Below are 17,866 nucleotides of genomic sequence, written 5' to 3' on the forward strand. Positions count from 1 at the left end.
ATCAAAAAAAACCAAAAAGTCCTATATAACATGAAATCATCAGGACATGTAACCTGCCATCTGTATATAGGACCTTATTCGAAACATAACACAAAAAAAGCGCCAACCGCTTGGGTTGGCGCACTAGATATTTCATTAATAACTCCGCCAGTCCTCTTCCTCAGAGCGTACCAGCGAGGCACGTATCACATATACAAAAGCACAGACCAGGATTCCGGTGACAAGACTCATGATCATCACTCCATCCGAATTGAATTCCACCTTGGAGACAATTAGGTGACGTTCAGGCGTTTTTCTCATTTTAGCACACATCACTCAAAAACACAGCCACTTTTGCAAGCGCTTTCTACGTATAATTTTGTACTGTTTGTCCACTTTTTTTCATATATTGATGGCAATAACATCACAGACTTCCGCACACCGACCATTCCAAATATAAAGGAGAAGAATTCATGGCTGCTTCACAACGACTCACCCATGTTCTGGTCACACTCGCTCTCCTGATCCTTTGTGTGTTAATGGTCTTGTATCCAGCGGAAACCTGGCATGCAGGTGTACGTGGACTGTCCATCTGGTGGGACGTATTGTTTCCCTCCCTTTTTCCTTTTTTGGTGCTGTCCGAGCTGCTGCTCGGCTTTGGCATTGTTCATTTTCTAGGTACCTTGCTGAATCCACTGATGCGTCCATTGTTTCGTGTTCCCGGAAGCGGTGGTTTTGTATTTGCCGTGAGCTGTGCATCCGGTTATCCTACAGGGGCGAAACTGACCGCTCAGTTATGGGAACAAAAGCTGGTTACCCGGGAAGAAGGAGAACGGCTCGTTGCCTTCACTACATCATCCGATCCGATCTTCATGATTGGAGCGGTATCGGTTGGATTCTTCCATAATGTCGCCATTGCTCCAGTATTGGTTGCGAGCCATTACGCTGCAGCTTTTCTGGTGGGTATGCTCATGCGTTTTCACGGGGGTACAGCAAAAGGCTCACACCCAGACAGTTCTTCTGGATCTCCATCGGAGGGGATACCTAGAAACAGACTGGTCCGGGCCATCTATGCGATGCATGAAGCAAGAAAAGCTGACGGACGGGCATTTGGTGAACTGCTGCGCCAGGCAGTCTCCTCATCCCTTCGCCTTATTATTATCGTAGGAGGGCTGGTTGTATTCTTCTCGGTCATGATGGAGCTACTTGTCCAGACCGGTTGGCTTGGCGGATTATACGGGATAACCGAGCAATTGTTACGACATAGCGGACTGCCTCCATCCTTATCTCCTAGCTTGGTCGGTGGGCTGTTTGAAGTAACGCTGGGGAACAAAGAGGCTGGGAGTGCCGGGGCATCCATCCCACTCGTCTATAAAGTAGCAGCAGCAGCCTTTGTTCTCTCTTGGGGTGGATTATCCGTCCATGCACAGATTATGAGTGTTCTTAGCAACACACCCATGAGATACGGTCCATTTCTATTTGCCAGAGCAATCCATGCGCTAATCGCACCTATGCTGGTCCTGCTGTTGTGGACACCCCTGATGGGGCGTTCCTCTTCACCCGTTCTCATGGAGCCCGGTTTCATCCCATCGTTATCAACGTATACACCGGACTGGGGACTGATTTTCTTATCCGGAATGATTGTTTTTGTAAGCCTCATCGTGTTGTTGTTATTCCTTGCGATATTAAGTTCCATTCTCAAGCCTAGACGACATACCAAAAAATAAGTGAACGATTCATCTATATTTAACTGAATATGCGCCCAAACGTTGTGTTCTTCCGCGGAATTGATTATCATCGGTAGTATAATGACCACAAAGGAGCTTTCATCTTGAGATACTATGTTCAAGACCGCGGAGACCAGTTATCGATTGATCTCAGTCAGCAGTTTCACGCGCTGGCGAAGGAAGAAGGGTTCAAGCTGGATGCAGAATCGCCGGAGATTGTTATCTCCATCGGGGGCGATGGTACGATGCTACAGGCATTTCACAATTTCATCGACCGTATTCCGGATATTGCTTTTGTTGGGGTTCATACAGGCCATCTCGGCTTTTACGCCGATTGGAAGAAGGAAGAATTACGGGAGTTAGTCAGGCTGATGAGTGGCAAGGGAGATCCGGAGCGTCTCAAACCACGTATTGTACAATACCCACTGTTGGAGCTTGAGATTCGTAAAAAGTCGGGGAATTCCTCTTACATCGCCCTTAATGAATTTACGTTAAAAGGTGTAGACGGTACCGTCGTAGCCCAGGTCGATATTAACGATGTGACATTTGAGATGTTCCGTGGGGATGGCATCTGTGTATCCACGCCATCAGGCAGCACGGCATACAACAAGGCCCTTGGCGGTGCCATGGTTCATCCAACCATCGAGGCGATTCAGATTGCGGAGATTGCATCGATTAATAACCGGGTCTATCGTACACTTGGTTCACCGGTTATTTTGCCCAAGCATCATCATTGTGATATTTTCTCCCGCAAGGATCAGCGGTTATTGATGACGATTGATCATGTGAATGTGATGGTGGAGGATCTGATCTCCGTCCGTTGTCAGGTATCCAGTCACAAGGTCAGTTTCGCACGTTTCCGCCCTTATCCATTCTGGAACCGGGTTCGCACGGCATTTCTTGACTAAAATAAACACACCAAAAAAGCGGTCCTTCTCAGGAACCGCTTTTTGCTTTGGCTTGAGGTTGATCCTTGCTCTTCTGAAGCACAAAGTACGCACAGCCAAAGTTACAATATTCATTGATATAATCCACCATACTGGCAATCGTGGAATCCTTCGTTGCTTTTGGATGGTTATCACGGTAAAAACCTTTTAACCTCAACTGGCTATAACCCCAGTCTCCGATAATATAATCATAACGCTCCAGCACTTCACTGTAACGATCACGGAAAACCTCTGGATTCCAGCCCTCTTTGTGGTTCTGGACGATTTCATAATTTTTGCCGCCGATCTGTACAATGACCGGTTCTTTGGGCTTTTCCTCAACTGATTCAACAACTGATTCCTGAACCGGCTCCTGGATCTGCTCCTGAAGTTGGTCCTGAATCTGTTCTGTGATTTTTTCTTCTTCCAATCCGGTATCCTCCATCACGCGTGTGTTGCCGCCTGTTCAGCATGTTTGGTAGCCGATTTCACCTGTTCATGCGCATGGTAGGAGCTGCGTACCATCGGGCCGGATTCGACGTGGCTGAACCCACGTTTTAATCCTTCCTGTTTCAATGCAGCAAACTCCTCTGGCGGATAATACTTTTCAACATACAGATGTTTCTCCGATGGCTGCAAATATTGACCAATCGTCATAATATCACAGTTCACCGCACGAAGATCATCCATTGTTGATAAAATTTCATTATATTCCTCACCTACACCAAGCATAATGCTTGATTTCGTAGGGATGTTAGGTTGCATTTCTTTGGCACGAGCAAGCAATTCCAGTGAACGTTTATATTTCGCCTTGGCACGCACTTTGTCTGACAACCGCTCAACCGTCTCAATATTGTGATTCAGAATGTCCGGTTTGGCATCCATTACAATCTGCAAAGATTCCCGATCGCCCAGAAAGTCTGGAATGAGTACTTCAACGCTACACAATGGCAACCGTCGTCTTACGGCCTTCACGGTCTCTGCAAAAATCGTAGCTCCCCCATCCTTCAGGTCATCACGGGCTACACTTGTAATTACGCAGTGTTGCAGATTCATCTGCTCTGCTGCTTCCGCCACACGTTCTGGTTCCTGCAAATCAAGCTCCGTTGGCAAGCCTGTATTCACCGCGCAAAAACGGCATGCCCTTGTGCAAATGTCGCCCAAAATCATAAAAGTGGCCGTTCGATTGGCCCAGCATTCATAAATATTTGGACACCGTGCTTCCTCACATACCGTATGCAGCGTTTTGGAACGCATCATCGTTTTCATTTCCTGATAGTTATCGCCGGTTGTCAATTTGATCCGAATCCAATCCGGCTTCGGTTCTTTAACACGTTTAGCCAATGCATAAACCTTCTTTCTACTGAAGTTAGGCTGTTGCTCGGAACATATTATACCATGAAAGCGCTGGAAAAACCCCAATTTGTCACATCTTGTGCATTCATGCCCGATATGGACAATTTGTATAATTGGATTCCCCCCAAAAGCTTACATGGATAAAATGAGAACTTTTGAAGAACGCTAACCTTTAGCTTGGTTCATCGGGTACCTTGTATCATTCTAATGGAAAGGGGTTGCTTCCCAGTGCAACAACGCTTGACCTTCAGGCACACGTGCCGCTTTTGGATCAAAACATTACTTGCAGGTACTCTGCTTCTCCCATTCTTGCCTGTTGAAGTTTACGGTGAACCCGCCCAGGCCGCTCCCAAACCACAGGTTGCCGAATTAAAACCCGCAGAAATTTTCGCTGCACGTCGCCATTTATATGAAACCATCGGTCAGATGACCCAGATTCCTTGGTACAGGCTTGCTGCCATTGATCAGTATGAACGAACGATTACTCGTGCACACCCAAAGGATCGTAAGCATCCAGAGCGACTTACGGGTATTTTCATGACCCCTCCGGCCTGGAGAGGATGGCTAAATCCCGATGAGACGGATCAACATCCGGAATCCATTCTTTTTTTCAAAGGATATGGACGTGATGGTTCAGGAGACGGTATAGCGGATGCCAACAATGATCAGGATGTGCTGTACAGCATGGCTTCTGTTATTCAAGGTTACGGGAACAAGCAAGAGGACTTCAACATTGCCTTGTGGGAATATTACCACAACTCCCGTGCTGTGCAACGGATACAGCAATTCGCGAAGTTATATGAGCATTTTGACAATCTGGATCTATTCGGACATGCCTTTCCGGTCCCGCTCGGAACCAACTACTCCTATCGTAGTACCTGGGGGACAAAAAGAAGCTGGGGCGGTTATCGCATTCATGAGGGAACAGATATTTTCGCTCCGCATGGACTGCCTGTGCGCAGTACCTGTTACGGGGTCGTGGAAATCAAAGGCTGGAACCCGTTTGGTGGCTGGCGCATCGGAATTCGGGATTTGAACAACCATTATCATTACTACGCCCACCTCTCGGGTTTTGACAAAAGTGTACGCATTGGTGAAGTTGTGATCCCCGGTCAGGTCGTAGGTTGGGTGGGCAGTTCAGGTTACGGGAAACCTGGGACACAGGGTAAATTCCCTCCACATCTGCACTATGGAATCTACCGGGATAGCGGACTGCACGAATGGTCGTTCGATCCTTATCCACAGCTGAAACATTGGGAACAGGATGAACGCAAACAAAAGAACAAGAAAAGTAAGTGAGACGAGGATATGCACGATCAGCAAAGCGAAAAAGGGACCTCTTTAATAGAGGCCCCTTTCTTTGCTTTGCAATTCAAATTTGTGTGTATCATGGGTGCGCGTCCTTATTGAGCTGCAATCCCCCATTCACATCAGGCAGATCATCCGGCTCAATTTCAAGTTCATTCCCTTGCAAATGGTCTGACGGCGTCTGTTGCTGATTCTGGCCAGGGGGATTCGTAGTTACTCCATTACCGCTTGATACACCCGTATGACCTGATGGCAGCGCAATAGCTGGGGCATTACTACCGTTACTGCCCACTGGCTTGCCCTGATTATCGTAATAATACATTGGCACATCCCCGACAACCAAAAGGTAGGAAATCGGGATTTCCGTATCGACCGTTTCGGGTTCCATGTCGAAGGGCACCACGACCGCGACCTCAGCAATGATGTGAATGTACACTTCCACCAAAATCATGTTAATACCCGCATTCTGTTGACGGGTGTTCAAATCCACTTTGACAGCACCTTGGGGCTCAATACGAACCGGTATACTCGGGCCAAATGAAGCCAACACCGGACTGCCCAGCGCCTGCCCCAGCGGGATTTTTTCTTTTAACATGTGTACATTCTGCAACGTAGATTGCACAATATTCATCGTACTTGCAGTGATTCGCATATGCTCATTGTAGTTCAGCATGAAACCGGACACTTTCCCGGCGGTATCCGTCTTCCAGTCAATCAGTCCTTCGTTGGTTTTGCCATCGGCAACCTGTGCTGTAATCGCCTTATTGATCGCTTCGGTCGCAATCTGCTTCACTCTGATCTTGGCCAAGTGCATGATGGGGGGCTTCATCTTTTTATCCACATAAGCAAAGCCCTGCATCAAACAAAACGCGGTGACCAATAAAATGATCAACCACATTTTGCGTTTGCCGCTTGGCGGCTTACGGCGTCTCCGGCTTCGCCATTTTCTTCTCATCATCGAAGTGTCCCTCCCCTACGGGATGAGCTATAGGCTATATGTTAACCTTATGCACCGTTGTCCCGAAAAAGAAGGACAGTACATGGACACTGGATAGAAAGTAACAACAACATGAAAGGGACGAGTACTCCTCATTGGCTAAACTAACTCGGAAATCGGAAACACATAAACAGAGATAAAAAAACCTTTCGCCCGCAGATTAATCTGCAAGGCAAAAGGTTTTATGTTCAGACCACCCAAAGATTCAGGCCATGTCTATCCTTTTATTTCGGAACAGATTCCCAGTCTTTCAGGAAACGTTCAATCCCGCTGTCCGTCAGTGGGTGTTTCCAAAGTGTCGGCAAAAGCGAACCCGGAATGGTGGCGATATGCGCACCGGAAAGGGCTGCATCCTCTACATGTTTGATATTGCGAATGCTTGCTGCGATAATCTCGGAAGGTAGATCATACATGTCCAGAATAAGACGCAGATCACGAATCAATTTCATACCATCCACCGCAATATCATCCAAGCGACCAACGAATGGACTGATGTAGGTTGCACCGGCTTTCGCCGCCATCAGGCCCTGTGCTGCGGAGAAAATCAGCGTGACATTGGTTTTGATCCCTTTTTGCGTCAACTCATGACAAGCGTACAGCCCATCTTCGCTCATCGGCAATTTAATGACTACATTCGGTGCCCATTCTGCAATTTCATAAGCTTCCTTCAACATATCCTCGGCTTTGAGACCGATGACTTCAGCACTGACCGGGCCTTTAACAACGCCACAGATCTCCTGAATGACTTCTTTAAATACGCGACCTTCTTTGGCAATCAAAGACGGGTTAGTCGTGACTCCATCCACCAGACCCAGACGTTCGATCCGTTTGATTTCTTCCACATTCCCTGTATCCAAGAAAAATTTCATGATATGTTACCTCCACTTGATGAATTCGTAAACACGATATAAGTCATTACCCGATGTTGACCATATGTTAACAGTTATATATAAAATTAATTTTTCTCTACAGCGTGACCGCCAAATTCATTACGCAATGCTGCTACCACTTTACCTGTGAATGTGTCTGTTTCCAGGGAACGATAACGCATCAGCAAGGACAAAGCGATAACCGGTGTAGCGGTTTGAAGGTCAAATGCCGTTTCTACCGTCCAGCGTCCTTCGCCGGAAGAGTGCATTACACCTTTAATTTCGTCGAGGTTTGCATCCTTGGAGAAGGCACGTTCTGTCAGCTCCATCAACCAAGAGCGGATAACGGAACCGTTGTTCCATACACGAGCCACTTGTTCGAAGTCGAAATCAAATCCACTTTTCTCCAATACGTCAAAACCTTCACCGATGGATGCCATCATACCGTACTCGATACCATTGTGAACCATTTTGAGGAAGTGACCGCTGCCCGCTTTACCTGCATACAGGTAGCCGTTCTCTACGGAAGTATCTTTGAATGCCGGCTCAACGATTGCCCAAGCTTCCGGGTCTCCACCGATCATGTAACATGCTCCATTACGTGCGCCTTCCATACCGCCAGATGTACCTGCATCCATGTAGTGAATGCCTTTAGGTTTCATCTCTTCGTAGCGACGAATAGATTCTTTGTAGTGGGAGTTACCCGCTTCAATGATGATGTCGCCTTTGGACAACAATGGGCTAACTTCAGCCAGTACAGCATCTACCACGTTGTGGGGAACCATGATCCACAGTACCCGTGGGGATTCGAGTGAAGCCACCATCTCTGCGTAAGAAGATACGCCTTCAGCGCCGTATTCTTTCATTTCTTTTACTGCTTCAGCGTTCAGGTCAAAAGCAACCACTTCGTGTTTGTGATCAATCAGGTTTCTACCCAGGTTCAATCCCATTTTTCCTAATCCGACGAGTCCAAGTTTCATTTCAAAATCCTCCTGTTATGAACAATGTTTAAATTTCATTTGTGTTCAAAATTAAAAATAAGTGCTTAACGTTTGGCGAAGTATCCGTTCCGGTCACGAATCGTTCTTTTGATCGCTGTTATCCCCAGATTTTTTGAATCTCCTATTTAGGAGAAAATCCGGGGATAAAGGCGAACGCTTTGCTTCTACAGAATCGATTTCGTCCCCTACACTACATTCTCAGCGTTCAAGCCAACCCATTTTAAAACTGAACCGCTAATCTATATTCAAAAATTTTCACGGCCTTCCGGCAATCATAACCGGAAGGGCTTATGCAAAATTGGAACGGTATGATTCATAGTAGATACAGTGTTTATATTAGCAATTTGCACCATTCGATTTAACTCGCTTACAAGTACAAGCTCTAGCGAATATAAAAATTTCGTTCTATACCTTAATGATCGGAAGGTTCTTTTTAAATTTGTGCAGAATGTTCATTTGTGAGCAGAATGGATTGTACCGTTCTTTTTTCTTGTGCTTACTCTTTTACACTTACCACCAACGATAACCGTCTGCTGCGGTCAGGCGATCTGCTGACTCTGGTCCATGCGAACCTGCGCTGTACGTATCCAGTGGCACGCTGCCCGCTTCGAATGCTTCCTGAATCGGTTGCACCCATTGCCATGCCAGCTCCACTTCGTTCCAGTGAGCGAAGAAGGTGGAATCTCCACGCATCGCATCAAAGATCAGATTCTCGTAGGCTTCCGGAATGTTACGTTTACCTGAGTTGAAGGTCATATGCATTGGTTCCACTTCACCATGGTTCAATGGATTCTTCGCATTTAATTGAAGCGAGATGCTTTCTCCCGGACCAATTTCAATGGTCAGCAGGTTAGGTGCCGTTGTATTTTCGGATTCATGACCGGTCTTCAGTGGAGCCTTGAATTCAACAACGATTCGGGTGGATTTCTCAGTCAGGCGTTTACCTGTACGGATGTAAAATGGAACCTCACTCCAGAATGGATCATCGATCCACAGTCTTGCGGCAACATACGTCTCGTTCTGAGATCCGGCAGGGATGCCAGGCTCGTCCAGATATCCAACAACCGAAGCACCTTGCAGCTCACCTGCTGCATATTGCGCACGAACAACTTCAGAAGCGACGTTTTCTTTCGTCAAAGGACGAAGTGCTTCAGCAATCTTTTGTTTTTTGAATTGAATCTCTTCCGGTGTGCAGCGTTTTGGCAAATGCAAACCAATCATCATCAGCAACTGAAGCATATGGTTTTGGAACATGTCACGAAGAGCACCACTTTGGTCGTAATACGCGGCACGTTCTTCAACACCCACCGTCTCACTTGCCGTAATCTGTACATTGGCAATATAACGGTTAGACCACAACGCTTGAATCACCGGATTTGCATAGGTGAGCGTCTCAATATTTTGAACCATCGGTTTACCGAGGAAATGGTCAATGCGATAGATTTCTTCTTCCGCAAAGGTATTGCTCAGTTTTTCGTTCAAATCACGAGCTGATTGCAGGTCGTGTCCGAATGGTTTTTCTATAATCAGTTTCTTCCAGCCTTTGGTGTTACCCAGGCCACTTTCTTGAATGTTCAATGCGATTGGCTCAAAGAATTCCGGTGCCACCGACATGTAGAACATGCGGTTTTCGGGAATGTTAAGCTCTTGTTCACGCTGTTGAACCAGTTCCAACAGCTTGGTGTAATCTTCAAGCTTCGTATTATTTAAAGAACAATAACGGAAAGCGCCAATGAAATCACGAACTTGTGATTCTTCTTCCGGCGTCTGACGTGAGAATTCATGCAGTGACTTTTCAACATTTGCCTGGAAGTCCGTATCCGACAATTCACGTCGTCCCAATCCGATAACGGAGAAGGATTTCGGCATTTTCTGATCCATGTACAAGTTATATAATGCAGGGTAAATCTTGCGTTTGGCTAAATCGCCTGTTGCCCCGAACAGGACAAATGTCATTGCATCCATTGGAGTGCCTCCTGTGATCTGTGCAGTATAGTATATGATGTTGCAAAATGTTCAAATCCAAGCATGACAAAAGACGGAATAAGTGGGTGTGTTCCCCGCCTTGCCTCCGTTTATATAACAAGCCTGAATTCAACCATGGAACATTCCTTCTCTCCACAACCTGTGTTTAGGTTATAAATTGTAACCATTTGAATTAACGTTACCCATATTACACCTGTCGTCACAATTCGTCAATAATCGTGTCGAACCTGTGAACTCCAGTGTTTATAGGGTTTTTATTTGATGATAACGCTTTATGTGGTAACATTAAGAACAATTGGTATGTGACATTTTACACATATGGCCTGTGGACAAGTAGGTTACAATAAGTATACTAATGATATTACAAGCAATACTAAACCAAAGGAGTACAATCATGAGCGATGATGAGAATGCCAAGCAAATATGTACAAAAGTGGAACAATCTTATCAGATCATTGGCCGAAAATGGGTAGCCCTCATTATCCATGCGTTGATGGAGGAACCCAAACGCTTCAGTGAGATTCACGCTTATATCCCTGACTTGAGCAAACGTGTGTTAAATGAGCGAATGAAGGAATTGGAGGAAGAAGGACTTGTGGTTCGCCATGTGGTCACGGAACGTCCAGTTCGGACTGAATATATGTTGTCACGAAAAGGAACGGAACTGGGGAGAGCGCTAAGCGCCGTGGAACGTTGGGCTGATAAGTGGTTGTAACAGTTTGAGGAATCCTTAATGTTTATTTAGCTTGAAGGTAACCGATGTGCAATCCCGGAGGTGTAGTAAGGCATTTAGCAACTGGCTAGTGCAATCCGCATCCGGGATTTATTTAATTCAAACGGTAAATACTAATTGTGTATAGAGACGTAATAACGCTATTATTTTGCAAACCAAAATTAGTGCCTACTGTTCCGTTCAAATGTTGCCGATACTGCAGCGGGGTCGTCCAGGCAGATTTGCGAAATAACTGGATAAAATACGGTCCATTTGGAAATCTGGCTCGTCTGCTAATCTCATCCAACGAAATTTGTTATGTCAAGGAGTAGAAAGCCTGCTTCAATCTTCGGGCTTTGATGTAGTTCTTAATGTTGCTATCTATCTCTTGATGAAAAATGCGGGAAGCATACGATTTGGACTGGTGAACATCTACCCCTATCTGGTCCAATCTGATCTCATATTTGAAATGCTCTTCAATCCATGACATCATCTTCTTCGAGTGTCTCAAATGACGTGAATCCGCTAACTGCGAAAGCGCTACATTTGCAACCTCTTTCTGTTGAACCAACACGCTCAAAAGATGAAGCTAAACAGCACTGATTCTGCCTATTCTCCCTCACACAACTACGAGACTGATTGTAGCTCTCATTGATCCAATCCCTGACTATGGATTATGATCTTGAAGCGAATACGAGTTACATAGATGGAAAAACCAAGTGTATTGATTTTTTATGGTGATGTAGGTGTAATCGACCTAGTACAAAAAAAGATGCCCATCCTCACTTATGTGAGGGGCATCCTTTTCACGGAAAACACTACGAATCCAACTTGCTCCCGAGTGTAATACTCGAATCCTCGAAGTTGTCCACCGTCGTCTTTTTTTCATGAAAATGTACGGCATGTTGCATAATTCCTTCTCTTGTGTAAAACGCGTCTTCCGCCCCTAGTGGGAAAACAACCTTTTCTCCCGTACTTGCCGACTTATAGATACCCACAATCAGTTCAAGCGTATTCCGACCGCTTTGGCCATCCACCAGAAGGGGAGATCCTGTCTCAATAGCATTTAACACATTCTCAACTTGCCCAGCGTGACCGACATGAATAACATCCGGTAATTCGTCAGCGAGCTTCTGAATCTGGTGTTCCAACTCTCGATTCGGTTCCGGAAATCCGTTATTCCGGGCGGTAGAAGCAACGACTTGCCAAGGTGCAGATACCCGGGCTTCTTTGCCCTGAAAAATTAACTGCTGATCCTCTCCGTGATGTACGACGGAACTGGTAATCATGCCAAGCGCCCCTTCCTGGAAGCGAAGCATCGACATGGATATATCCTCAACTTCGGCATTATCATGTGCCGTATTTGCCATCATGGCCTGTAATTCCACTGGAGGTCCCATCATCCAAAGCATGGCATCAATATGATGCACCGCATGATTAAGGGTACAGCCTCCTCCTTCTTTTTCCCATGTCCCGCGCCACCACAGATCATAATAATTGTGGCCCCGCCACCAGAACGAATCAACCTGCACATGTACAATCGGTCCCATCCGTTTACTGTCCAGCACACCTTTTAGCTTCATCATTGGTGTCGTAAAACGATTCTGTGCTACTACGGATAACAACTTACCACTTGCTTGCGCTGCCCTCAACATCAGATCCGCTTCCTCCAGGGAAGATGCCATCGGTTTTTCGACCAACACATGTGCACCTGCTTGCATGAAATCACACGCAATGGGAGCATGCGTATACGGTGGTGTACAGACTGATACCAGATCAATGTTTAGGGCAAGTAACTCTGTGTAATCCGTGACAGCTTGTGCACCTTCCAGAACATATTCATTAATTCGCTTCTGTGCTTTTTCCACGTAGATATCGACCACAGCAACAATCTGACATCGCTCAGGGAACGCCATATATGCTGAGATATGTGCTCCACTAATTGCACCTGCTCCGATAATCGCCACTTTTAACATCGTTGCATACCTCCCTTATTCCCTTCACAATACACAATAATAAAGCGCTTTTATGCGTTCATCTTGTGCTAAAATAAAACTATCTTGCGCATGATAAGGGAGGCATTCATGAAGTCCATCTTTCTGGGAGAACAATTTAATCTGGTCTGTCGTCGTGCATCCAACACTACGTTTCGCGAAGTGTTTCATGCTCATTCGCAGATGGAGATAACATATATCCATGAAGGATATGGGCAGTTGATAACCGAAGGTCAGGTTTTCTCCCTTGAACCTGGTATGCTCATGATTTTTCGACCTTTTCAATTGCATCACGTCCAGATTCAAGTATCCAGTCAGCAGCCTTTCATTCGAAATGTACTCATGGTTGAGCTTGATATATTGAAGGCACTTTGGTCGCATTTTGTGGCGACTCACCACTTCATACAGGATCTGCTGGGAGAGCAATCCCCCATTCAGCCGATCCGACTTGCTGACACTTCCCCACTCGTTCAACGAATGGAGCAATATGCAGATACGTATCCAGGTCTGCTTCCCCACGAAGTAGAAGAGGATACACACCTCTTTTTATTGGATCTGTTCGCACAGCTTCGCTATCTGTGGCAAGATGGGCAACAGCGCCGCTCCCAGGATGTACTCTCGTCCAGTGCAAGCGTTCTTCCACCTCATGCCGAAGCCATCATGCAATGGATTGAACAGCATTACCATGAGCCTTTTCGTTTGGAGCATATCTCAGATACACTTCATCTATCCTCCTATCATCTATCTCATGTATTCAAAAAAGCGACTGGCACCACCATCGTTGCTTATGCTCAAGCCACCCGCATCCGTCATGCCTGTGTGCTGCTCACCCGTTCCTCGCTCACCGTTCCCGAAATCGGTCACCGTGTCGGTATGACCAGCCCCTCCTACTTTTGCAAAGTATTCCGTACTGCCACAGGATCTACACCACATCAATATCGGCTGAAGGTGCAGGGGAGGAAGTAATGGATCACAACAACAAGAAAGAAGCGAAAGAATTCACTTCTCCGCTTCTTCTCGTACAAACCGATTTCACTTGCTTCACCGCACATCAAGCCCCAACTTCTCCAAATACGGAATAAGTCGCTCTCTTAATTGCCTCAAATCATCCTTCTGTTCCACTGACAAGCGCTCATCATGAATGCTTCCATCCTTATCTACCACCATCACTTCATAAGCCTTCATTTGTTTATACACAGATTTGAACTCGGTAAACTCCTCTTTAGTTAACATCTCCTCCGCCCGCGCCAACTGCTCCGTCCAGAATTGTTGCTCATTCATAGGATCCTTTTGTGAAGCAGTACTCACAGCTTCCAGCTTCTCGAAAAACGGTTCCAGCTCAGCTACAAGAAGGTTATATCGCTCCTGCTCCACTGTACTCCACTGCTCTGGATGAATATTGCCCTGAGAATCGGCATACTTCACGGCCATTTGCCCTAATTGCTTCAGCAAGTCCATATATTGAACAAATTCTTCTTCGCTGAAATAGGCCTTGGCCGTCTGCAACTTTGCTTCCAACCTCATATAATCCTCAGCTGTTCCCCCCATAGCTTTGATATTCTCCTGCGAACCATATATTCCGTCTGCGAGATAGGTGTATCCTGCGTAGGCTCCGGTGGGAATAACGAGCACAACAGCTAATAGCCCGGTGACCAGCCATTTTTTCCGATTTTTTCTGATGTGTGAATCATTTCGAATACCATCCATCATTTTATGTTTAATCCTCGTAGGAACGGACCAGTCTTTGGTCTCTTCCTGGTAGGCTGTTCGCAACTGTTCATCGAGTTTCATGCAGATCCTCCACCTTTCCCCGCAACCTTGGATTCATCTTCTCTTTCTGTCTTAACTTCGCCAGCGCCGCATGTATGCGCGATTTCACGGTTCCAAGCGGAATCTCCAATATGCCAGCAATCTCCTCTTGCGTATATTCATTCAAATAATGAAGTGTAACCACCTGCTGCAGCTTGTACGGTAAACGGCGCACCTGTTCCAGCAAAGGACGATTTGCCAGTTTGTTGACCAGATCAGTGGAAAAATCATATTCTAGTCCCACGTCAGATTTTTCGATCCGCTTACCAAACCGAAACTGCATCAATCTTTTGCGTCGATAACTCTGAACCTGTCGCATCGTCACCCCCATCAACCAGGGACGAAAAGCACGCTCCGCATCATATCGCGCCAATGATCGATACGCCTGAATGTAAATCTCCTGTACTACATCCTCCGCATCAGACTTGTCCTTGATGAGAAATCGCACAGTTTGATATATCCTCGTCACTGTTTTCTCATATAATTCTCCATAAGCTTCTTCATGCCCCGCCCGTATTAACGTTACAAGTTCTATGTACTCATCTTGTTCACTCATTATCCATCCCCCTCCTCCTTACACTATATATTGGCATGCCAGCATCATATCGTTCGATTTATTTATTGAATGAGTAGGTATGGCTGAATCTGATACAAAAAGGTCCTCTGGTGTTTATCATGATATAATATACCTAATTTTGATATAATTGGAGGTTCTGCATCCAGAATTTACTTCGAGGCCTACGCCACGGTATACAGACTTATTGGGATATTGGTTATCTTATCGTCTCTTTTTCTTTCGAAAGCGGAAATAAGGGAGTAACTTAGCAGGGGTGGTCACTACTGTAATGAAACTTTTCAGCAAATTGTACTCAGAATATCTCCTGATTCCACGACCTCTACGTTTGTTGTTTTTATGGGGATGGATTGTTTTGTTTATTGTTGCTGGTACCAAATTCAGATGGTTCTACTTCCTACAATAAGCTGATTCAAAGAAGTCTGATCCCCTGGGACATCAAAAAAGAGCTGAGTCGTCATTATGACGTCTCGGCTCTTCTTTGATCATCCTCTTCCTTACAGATAAAGATATAGGTAATCAACTCGAGCTAGCTTATACGTTCCTTTTTGAGGCAAACTTTATTTGATATTCAGAAATTCATATCACTTGATCACCGCTCCTAAATATGTCTACCTGTTCAAGTCTTGCCAGTACGTTGGCAAGGCTTTTTTCTCTTAAACATAAGTTGTTTGGCTTTGCTTATGTATTCTTTAGATTTTCTTTAGATTTATGCTCATTAATTCCTTAGTTTTTTTAATTAAGATTGCTATATCAACAAGAGAGGAGGCAAAACAATGATCAGTAATACGATCTTAGAGCTACTTCATCAGTATGGTTATCTGATTTTTTATTTTGCCTTCTCATTAGGGCCTTTCGGTATTCCAATCCCAAATGAAATCACGATTATCAGCGGTGCCATTTTGAGCCACACAGGAGTTATCAATTCATGGATCACATACTTCTGTATTTTATCAGGACTATTAACAGCCATTACCTTTGCTTATTTTGCAGGGAAGTTATTTGGACCCAAGATAAAACACAGATTCCAACATCATAGACACTTCGTTAAGGCTGAACTCATTCTGAATAAAAGTGGCAATTGGGCGATGTGCATCGGTTTGTTCATTCCAATCGTGCGATATATTCTCCCTTTAGTGATGGGACTCAGTGGCGTGCAGTATAGAAAATTTGCTCTTATCTCCTATTCCAGTGCTTTGTTATGGACCATAACGTATTTTACAGCGGGAATTTACTTCGGTGGCCCCATTCTATCTACGCTTCATTTATTACATTTCTAACTGGTTTGGATAACATACCATCACATTATGGAGGAACCCTATGAATTCCAATGAACCTGTTTTATTTTTGAAAAGCTTTCTGCAAAGCCCTAAACATGTCGGCAGTATCATACCCAGTTCCCGGTTTCTCGCCAGCAAAATGGTGAAGCAAGCCTCTTGGCTAGAGGCAAAAACAGTCGCCGAGCTTGGATCGGGTACAGGTCCGATCACTCGTTATATTCATCAACAAGTACAGGATTCCACCAAAGTCCTATTGTTTGAGATGAACGAAACGATGAGGAACACTCTTAAGACGACATACCCGGAGTTCTCCTGTTATCCAGACGCCGCTCGATTGGTAGAATCTATGAATCAAGAGGGCATTCAGCAACTGGATTACATTTTTAGCGGATTGCCGTTTTTCAACTTTGAACCTGAATTAAGAAATACGTTGGTAGACCAGATCCATAAGGCACTCAAACCTGGAGGATTATTCATCGCCTTTCAATATTCACTTCAAATGAAAAAAACATTATCCGAACACTTTATCATCGAAAAAATAGAATTCGTGCCTTTGAATATACCTTCTGCGTTCGTTTATGTCTGTCGCAAAAAGGAAACAATTTAAACATTCCGGACGATCGTTTACACTGATGTTATCCTAATTTTTAAGGAGTGTTGAATTATGAATACCGTTCTTGTTGTTGATGATGAACCCGATATCCGGGATGTCATTCATGTCTATTTACGTAACGAAGGATATCAAGTCATTGAAGCAGCCAATGGTGAGGAAGCACTAAATATTATCAAAACAACATCGGTCCAACTCGTAATACTGGATGTTATGATGCCCATCATGGACGGAATCAAAGCCTGCTTCAAAATAAGAGAAGTATCACCCACTCCCATTATTATGTTATCCGCTAAGGAAGAAGACATTGATAAAATCACGGGCCTGACTACCGGGGCTGATGATTATATGGTCAAACCGTTTAATCCATTAGAGTTACTGGCTCGCGTTAAAGCTCAGTTACGACGTCAAACACTGATTGGCAAAGCCGAATTCAATTCACTTATCCTGATCAAGGACCTTGTCATTGATACAAGTAAACATTCTGTGAAGCTCAAAGATAATGACATTTCGCTTACACCACTGGAGTTTTCCATTCTGGTGCTGCTTGCCAGCCATCCTGGACAAGTATTTAGCTCCGAGAAAATTTACGAAACCGTATGGAAGGAACCTTACGGGTATTCGGATAATACGGTGATGGTTCATATTCGTAACCTGCGAGAGAAATTAGAAGTAAATCCGCGGGAACCTCATTACATTAAAACGGTATGGGGAGTGGGATATAAAATTGATTAAACG

At 45.0% G+C, this 17,866-nt stretch carries 19 protein-coding genes; 8 read left to right on the forward strand and 11 right to left on the reverse strand.

Annotated elements, in window-relative coordinates; genetic code table 11:
- Positions 1-135: 135 nt before the first annotated feature.
- Positions 136-300 carry a hypothetical protein gene (locus tag MHI52_RS25745; protein ID WP_155984997.1) on the reverse strand — a complete coding sequence of 55 codons (165 nt, stop codon included), beginning with the start codon at positions 298-300 and terminating at the stop codon, positions 136-138.
- Positions 301-452: 152 nt separating this feature from the next.
- Here MHI52_RS25745 and ylbJ point away from each other — a divergent pair, with 152 nt between their 5' ends.
- Entirely contained in the window at positions 453-1,706 is a 1,254-nt protein-coding gene (gene ylbJ / locus MHI52_RS25750) for a sporulation integral membrane protein YlbJ (protein ID WP_405157873.1), read from the forward strand.
- Between the two features lie 104 nt (positions 1,707-1,810).
- Entirely contained in the window at positions 1,811-2,614 is an 804-nt protein-coding gene (locus MHI52_RS25755) for an NAD kinase (RefSeq protein ID WP_036673293.1), read from the forward strand.
- Between the two features lie 28 nt (positions 2,615-2,642).
- Here the strand turns inward: MHI52_RS25755 and MHI52_RS25760 are convergent, their stop codons facing one another.
- Positions 2,643-3,062 (reverse strand): YutD family protein, encoded by a 420-nt coding sequence (locus MHI52_RS25760; protein ID WP_235200693.1) that lies wholly within the window; start codon positions 3,060-3,062, stop codon positions 2,643-2,645.
- 14 nt (positions 3,063-3,076) lie between these two features.
- Positions 3,077-3,976 (reverse strand): lipoyl synthase, encoded by a 900-nt coding sequence (gene lipA, locus MHI52_RS25765; RefSeq protein ID WP_017692371.1) that lies wholly within the window; start codon positions 3,974-3,976, stop codon positions 3,077-3,079.
- Between the two features lie 240 nt (positions 3,977-4,216).
- Here lipA and MHI52_RS25770 point away from each other — a divergent pair, with 240 nt between their 5' ends.
- On the forward strand, positions 4,217-5,287 hold the full coding sequence (locus MHI52_RS25770; protein WP_405157874.1) for a M23 family metallopeptidase: 1,071 nt from the start codon (positions 4,217-4,219) through the stop codon (positions 5,285-5,287).
- 88 nt (positions 5,288-5,375) lie between these two features.
- Here the strand turns inward: MHI52_RS25770 and yunB are convergent, their stop codons facing one another.
- From yunB to zwf, 4 genes are all read right to left on the reverse strand, one after another.
- Positions 5,376-6,254, reverse strand: a complete 879-nt coding sequence (yunB, locus tag MHI52_RS25775) for a sporulation protein YunB (protein ID WP_074096394.1) — start codon at positions 6,252-6,254, stop codon at positions 5,376-5,378.
- Between the two features lie 263 nt (positions 6,255-6,517).
- On the reverse strand, positions 6,518-7,162 hold the full coding sequence (gene fsa, locus MHI52_RS25780) for a fructose-6-phosphate aldolase (protein WP_405157875.1): 645 nt from the start codon (positions 7,160-7,162) through the stop codon (positions 6,518-6,520).
- 86 nt (positions 7,163-7,248) lie between these two features.
- A complete protein-coding gene (gnd, locus tag MHI52_RS25785) occupies positions 7,249-8,142 on the reverse strand; it encodes a phosphogluconate dehydrogenase (NAD(+)-dependent, decarboxylating) (protein ID WP_169480654.1) in 894 nt (297 codons plus the stop codon).
- 531 nt (positions 8,143-8,673) lie between these two features.
- Positions 8,674-10,128, reverse strand: a complete 1,455-nt coding sequence (gene zwf / locus MHI52_RS25790) for a glucose-6-phosphate dehydrogenase (protein WP_405157876.1) — start codon at positions 10,126-10,128, stop codon at positions 8,674-8,676.
- Between the two features lie 415 nt (positions 10,129-10,543).
- On the opposite strand from zwf, the gene MHI52_RS25795 reads away from it, so the two are divergent.
- Positions 10,544-10,864, forward strand: a complete 321-nt coding sequence (locus MHI52_RS25795; protein WP_036605715.1) for a helix-turn-helix domain-containing protein — start codon at positions 10,544-10,546, stop codon at positions 10,862-10,864.
- Positions 10,865-11,177: 313 nt separating this feature from the next.
- Here MHI52_RS25795 and MHI52_RS25800 read toward each other — a convergent pair whose 3' ends face one another.
- Together MHI52_RS25800 and MHI52_RS25805 are read right to left on the reverse strand one after the other, a co-directional pair.
- Positions 11,178-11,441, reverse strand: coding sequence for a hypothetical protein (locus tag MHI52_RS25800; protein WP_405157877.1), 264 nt, complete (start codon positions 11,439-11,441; stop codon positions 11,178-11,180).
- A gap of 238 nt (positions 11,442-11,679) precedes the next feature.
- Entirely contained in the window at positions 11,680-12,837 is a 1,158-nt protein-coding gene (locus MHI52_RS25805; protein ID WP_405157878.1) for a Gfo/Idh/MocA family protein, read from the reverse strand.
- Positions 12,838-12,945: 108 nt separating this feature from the next.
- On the opposite strand from MHI52_RS25805, the gene MHI52_RS25810 reads away from it, so the two are divergent.
- Positions 12,946-13,821 carry an AraC family transcriptional regulator gene (locus MHI52_RS25810; RefSeq protein ID WP_405157879.1) on the forward strand — a complete coding sequence of 292 codons (876 nt, stop codon included), beginning with the start codon at positions 12,946-12,948 and terminating at the stop codon, positions 13,819-13,821.
- Positions 13,822-13,896: 75 nt separating this feature from the next.
- Here the strand turns inward: MHI52_RS25810 and MHI52_RS25815 are convergent, their stop codons facing one another.
- Complete coding sequence (locus MHI52_RS25815) at positions 13,897-14,646, reverse strand: DUF3600 domain-containing protein (protein WP_405157880.1); 750 nt, start codon at positions 14,644-14,646, stop codon at positions 13,897-13,899.
- Complete coding sequence (locus MHI52_RS25820) at positions 14,633-15,220, reverse strand: sigma-70 family RNA polymerase sigma factor (RefSeq protein WP_076328962.1); 588 nt, start codon at positions 15,218-15,220, stop codon at positions 14,633-14,635. Before MHI52_RS25820 ends, MHI52_RS25815 begins: the two co-directional genes overlap by 14 nt.
- A 794-nt stretch (positions 15,221-16,014) precedes the next feature.
- Between MHI52_RS25820 and MHI52_RS25825 the strand changes: the two genes are divergently transcribed.
- Genes MHI52_RS25825 through MHI52_RS25835 form a run of 3 tightly spaced genes read left to right on the forward strand, consistent with a single transcriptional unit; the run spans position 16,015 to position 17,863 of the window.
- Entirely contained in the window at positions 16,015-16,518 is a 504-nt protein-coding gene (locus tag MHI52_RS25825; protein ID WP_127548144.1) for a DedA family protein, read from the forward strand.
- Between the two features lie 40 nt (positions 16,519-16,558).
- Positions 16,559-17,125: a class I SAM-dependent methyltransferase gene (locus MHI52_RS25830; RefSeq protein ID WP_127548142.1), complete on the forward strand. Its 567-nt coding sequence runs from the start codon at positions 16,559-16,561 to the stop codon at positions 17,123-17,125.
- A 57-nt stretch (positions 17,126-17,182) separates the two neighbouring features.
- Positions 17,183-17,863 (forward strand): response regulator, encoded by a 681-nt coding sequence (locus MHI52_RS25835; RefSeq protein ID WP_405157881.1) that lies wholly within the window; start codon positions 17,183-17,185, stop codon positions 17,861-17,863.
- The last annotated feature ends 3 nt before the right edge of the window (positions 17,864-17,866 follow it).

Source organism: Paenibacillus sp. FSL H8-0283, from assembly GCF_045040675.1.
In the GTDB taxonomy this organism is placed as follows: Bacteria; Bacillota; Bacilli; order Paenibacillales; family Paenibacillaceae; genus Paenibacillus; species Paenibacillus amylolyticus.

Excerpts from the sequence above, each read along its gene's own strand:
- MHI52_RS25745 (WP_155984997.1), bottom strand. The coding sequence starts at position 300 with ATGAGAAAAACGCCTGAACGTCACCTAATTGTCTCCAAGGTGGAATTC.
- ylbJ (WP_405157873.1), top strand. The coding sequence starts at position 453 with ATGGCTGCTTCACAACGACTCACCCATGTTCTGGTCACACTCGCTCTC.
- yunB (WP_074096394.1), bottom strand. The coding sequence starts at position 6,254 with ATGATGAGAAGAAAATGGCGAAGCCGGAGACGCCGTAAGCCGCCAAGC.
- fsa (WP_405157875.1), bottom strand. The coding sequence starts at position 7,162 with ATGAAATTTTTCTTGGATACAGGGAATGTGGAAGAAATCAAACGGATC.
- gnd (WP_169480654.1), bottom strand. The coding sequence starts at position 8,142 with ATGAAACTTGGACTCGTCGGATTAGGAAAAATGGGATTGAACCTGGGT.
- zwf (WP_405157876.1), bottom strand. The coding sequence starts at position 10,128 with ATGGATGCAATGACATTTGTCCTGTTCGGGGCAACAGGCGATTTAGCC.
- MHI52_RS25795 (WP_036605715.1), top strand. The coding sequence starts at position 10,544 with ATGAGCGATGATGAGAATGCCAAGCAAATATGTACAAAAGTGGAACAA.
- MHI52_RS25805 (WP_405157878.1), bottom strand. The coding sequence starts at position 12,837 with ATGTTAAAAGTGGCGATTATCGGAGCAGGTGCAATTAGTGGAGCACAT.
- MHI52_RS25810 (WP_405157879.1), top strand. The coding sequence starts at position 12,946 with ATGAAGTCCATCTTTCTGGGAGAACAATTTAATCTGGTCTGTCGTCGT.
- MHI52_RS25815 (WP_405157880.1), bottom strand. The coding sequence starts at position 14,646 with ATGAAACTCGATGAACAGTTGCGAACAGCCTACCAGGAAGAGACCAAA.
- MHI52_RS25820 (WP_076328962.1), bottom strand. The coding sequence starts at position 15,220 with ATGAGTGAACAAGATGAGTACATAGAACTTGTAACGTTAATACGGGCG.
- MHI52_RS25825 (WP_127548144.1), top strand. The coding sequence starts at position 16,015 with ATGATCAGTAATACGATCTTAGAGCTACTTCATCAGTATGGTTATCTG.
- MHI52_RS25830 (WP_127548142.1), top strand. The coding sequence starts at position 16,559 with ATGAATTCCAATGAACCTGTTTTATTTTTGAAAAGCTTTCTGCAAAGC.
- MHI52_RS25835 (WP_405157881.1), top strand. The coding sequence starts at position 17,183 with ATGAATACCGTTCTTGTTGTTGATGATGAACCCGATATCCGGGATGTC.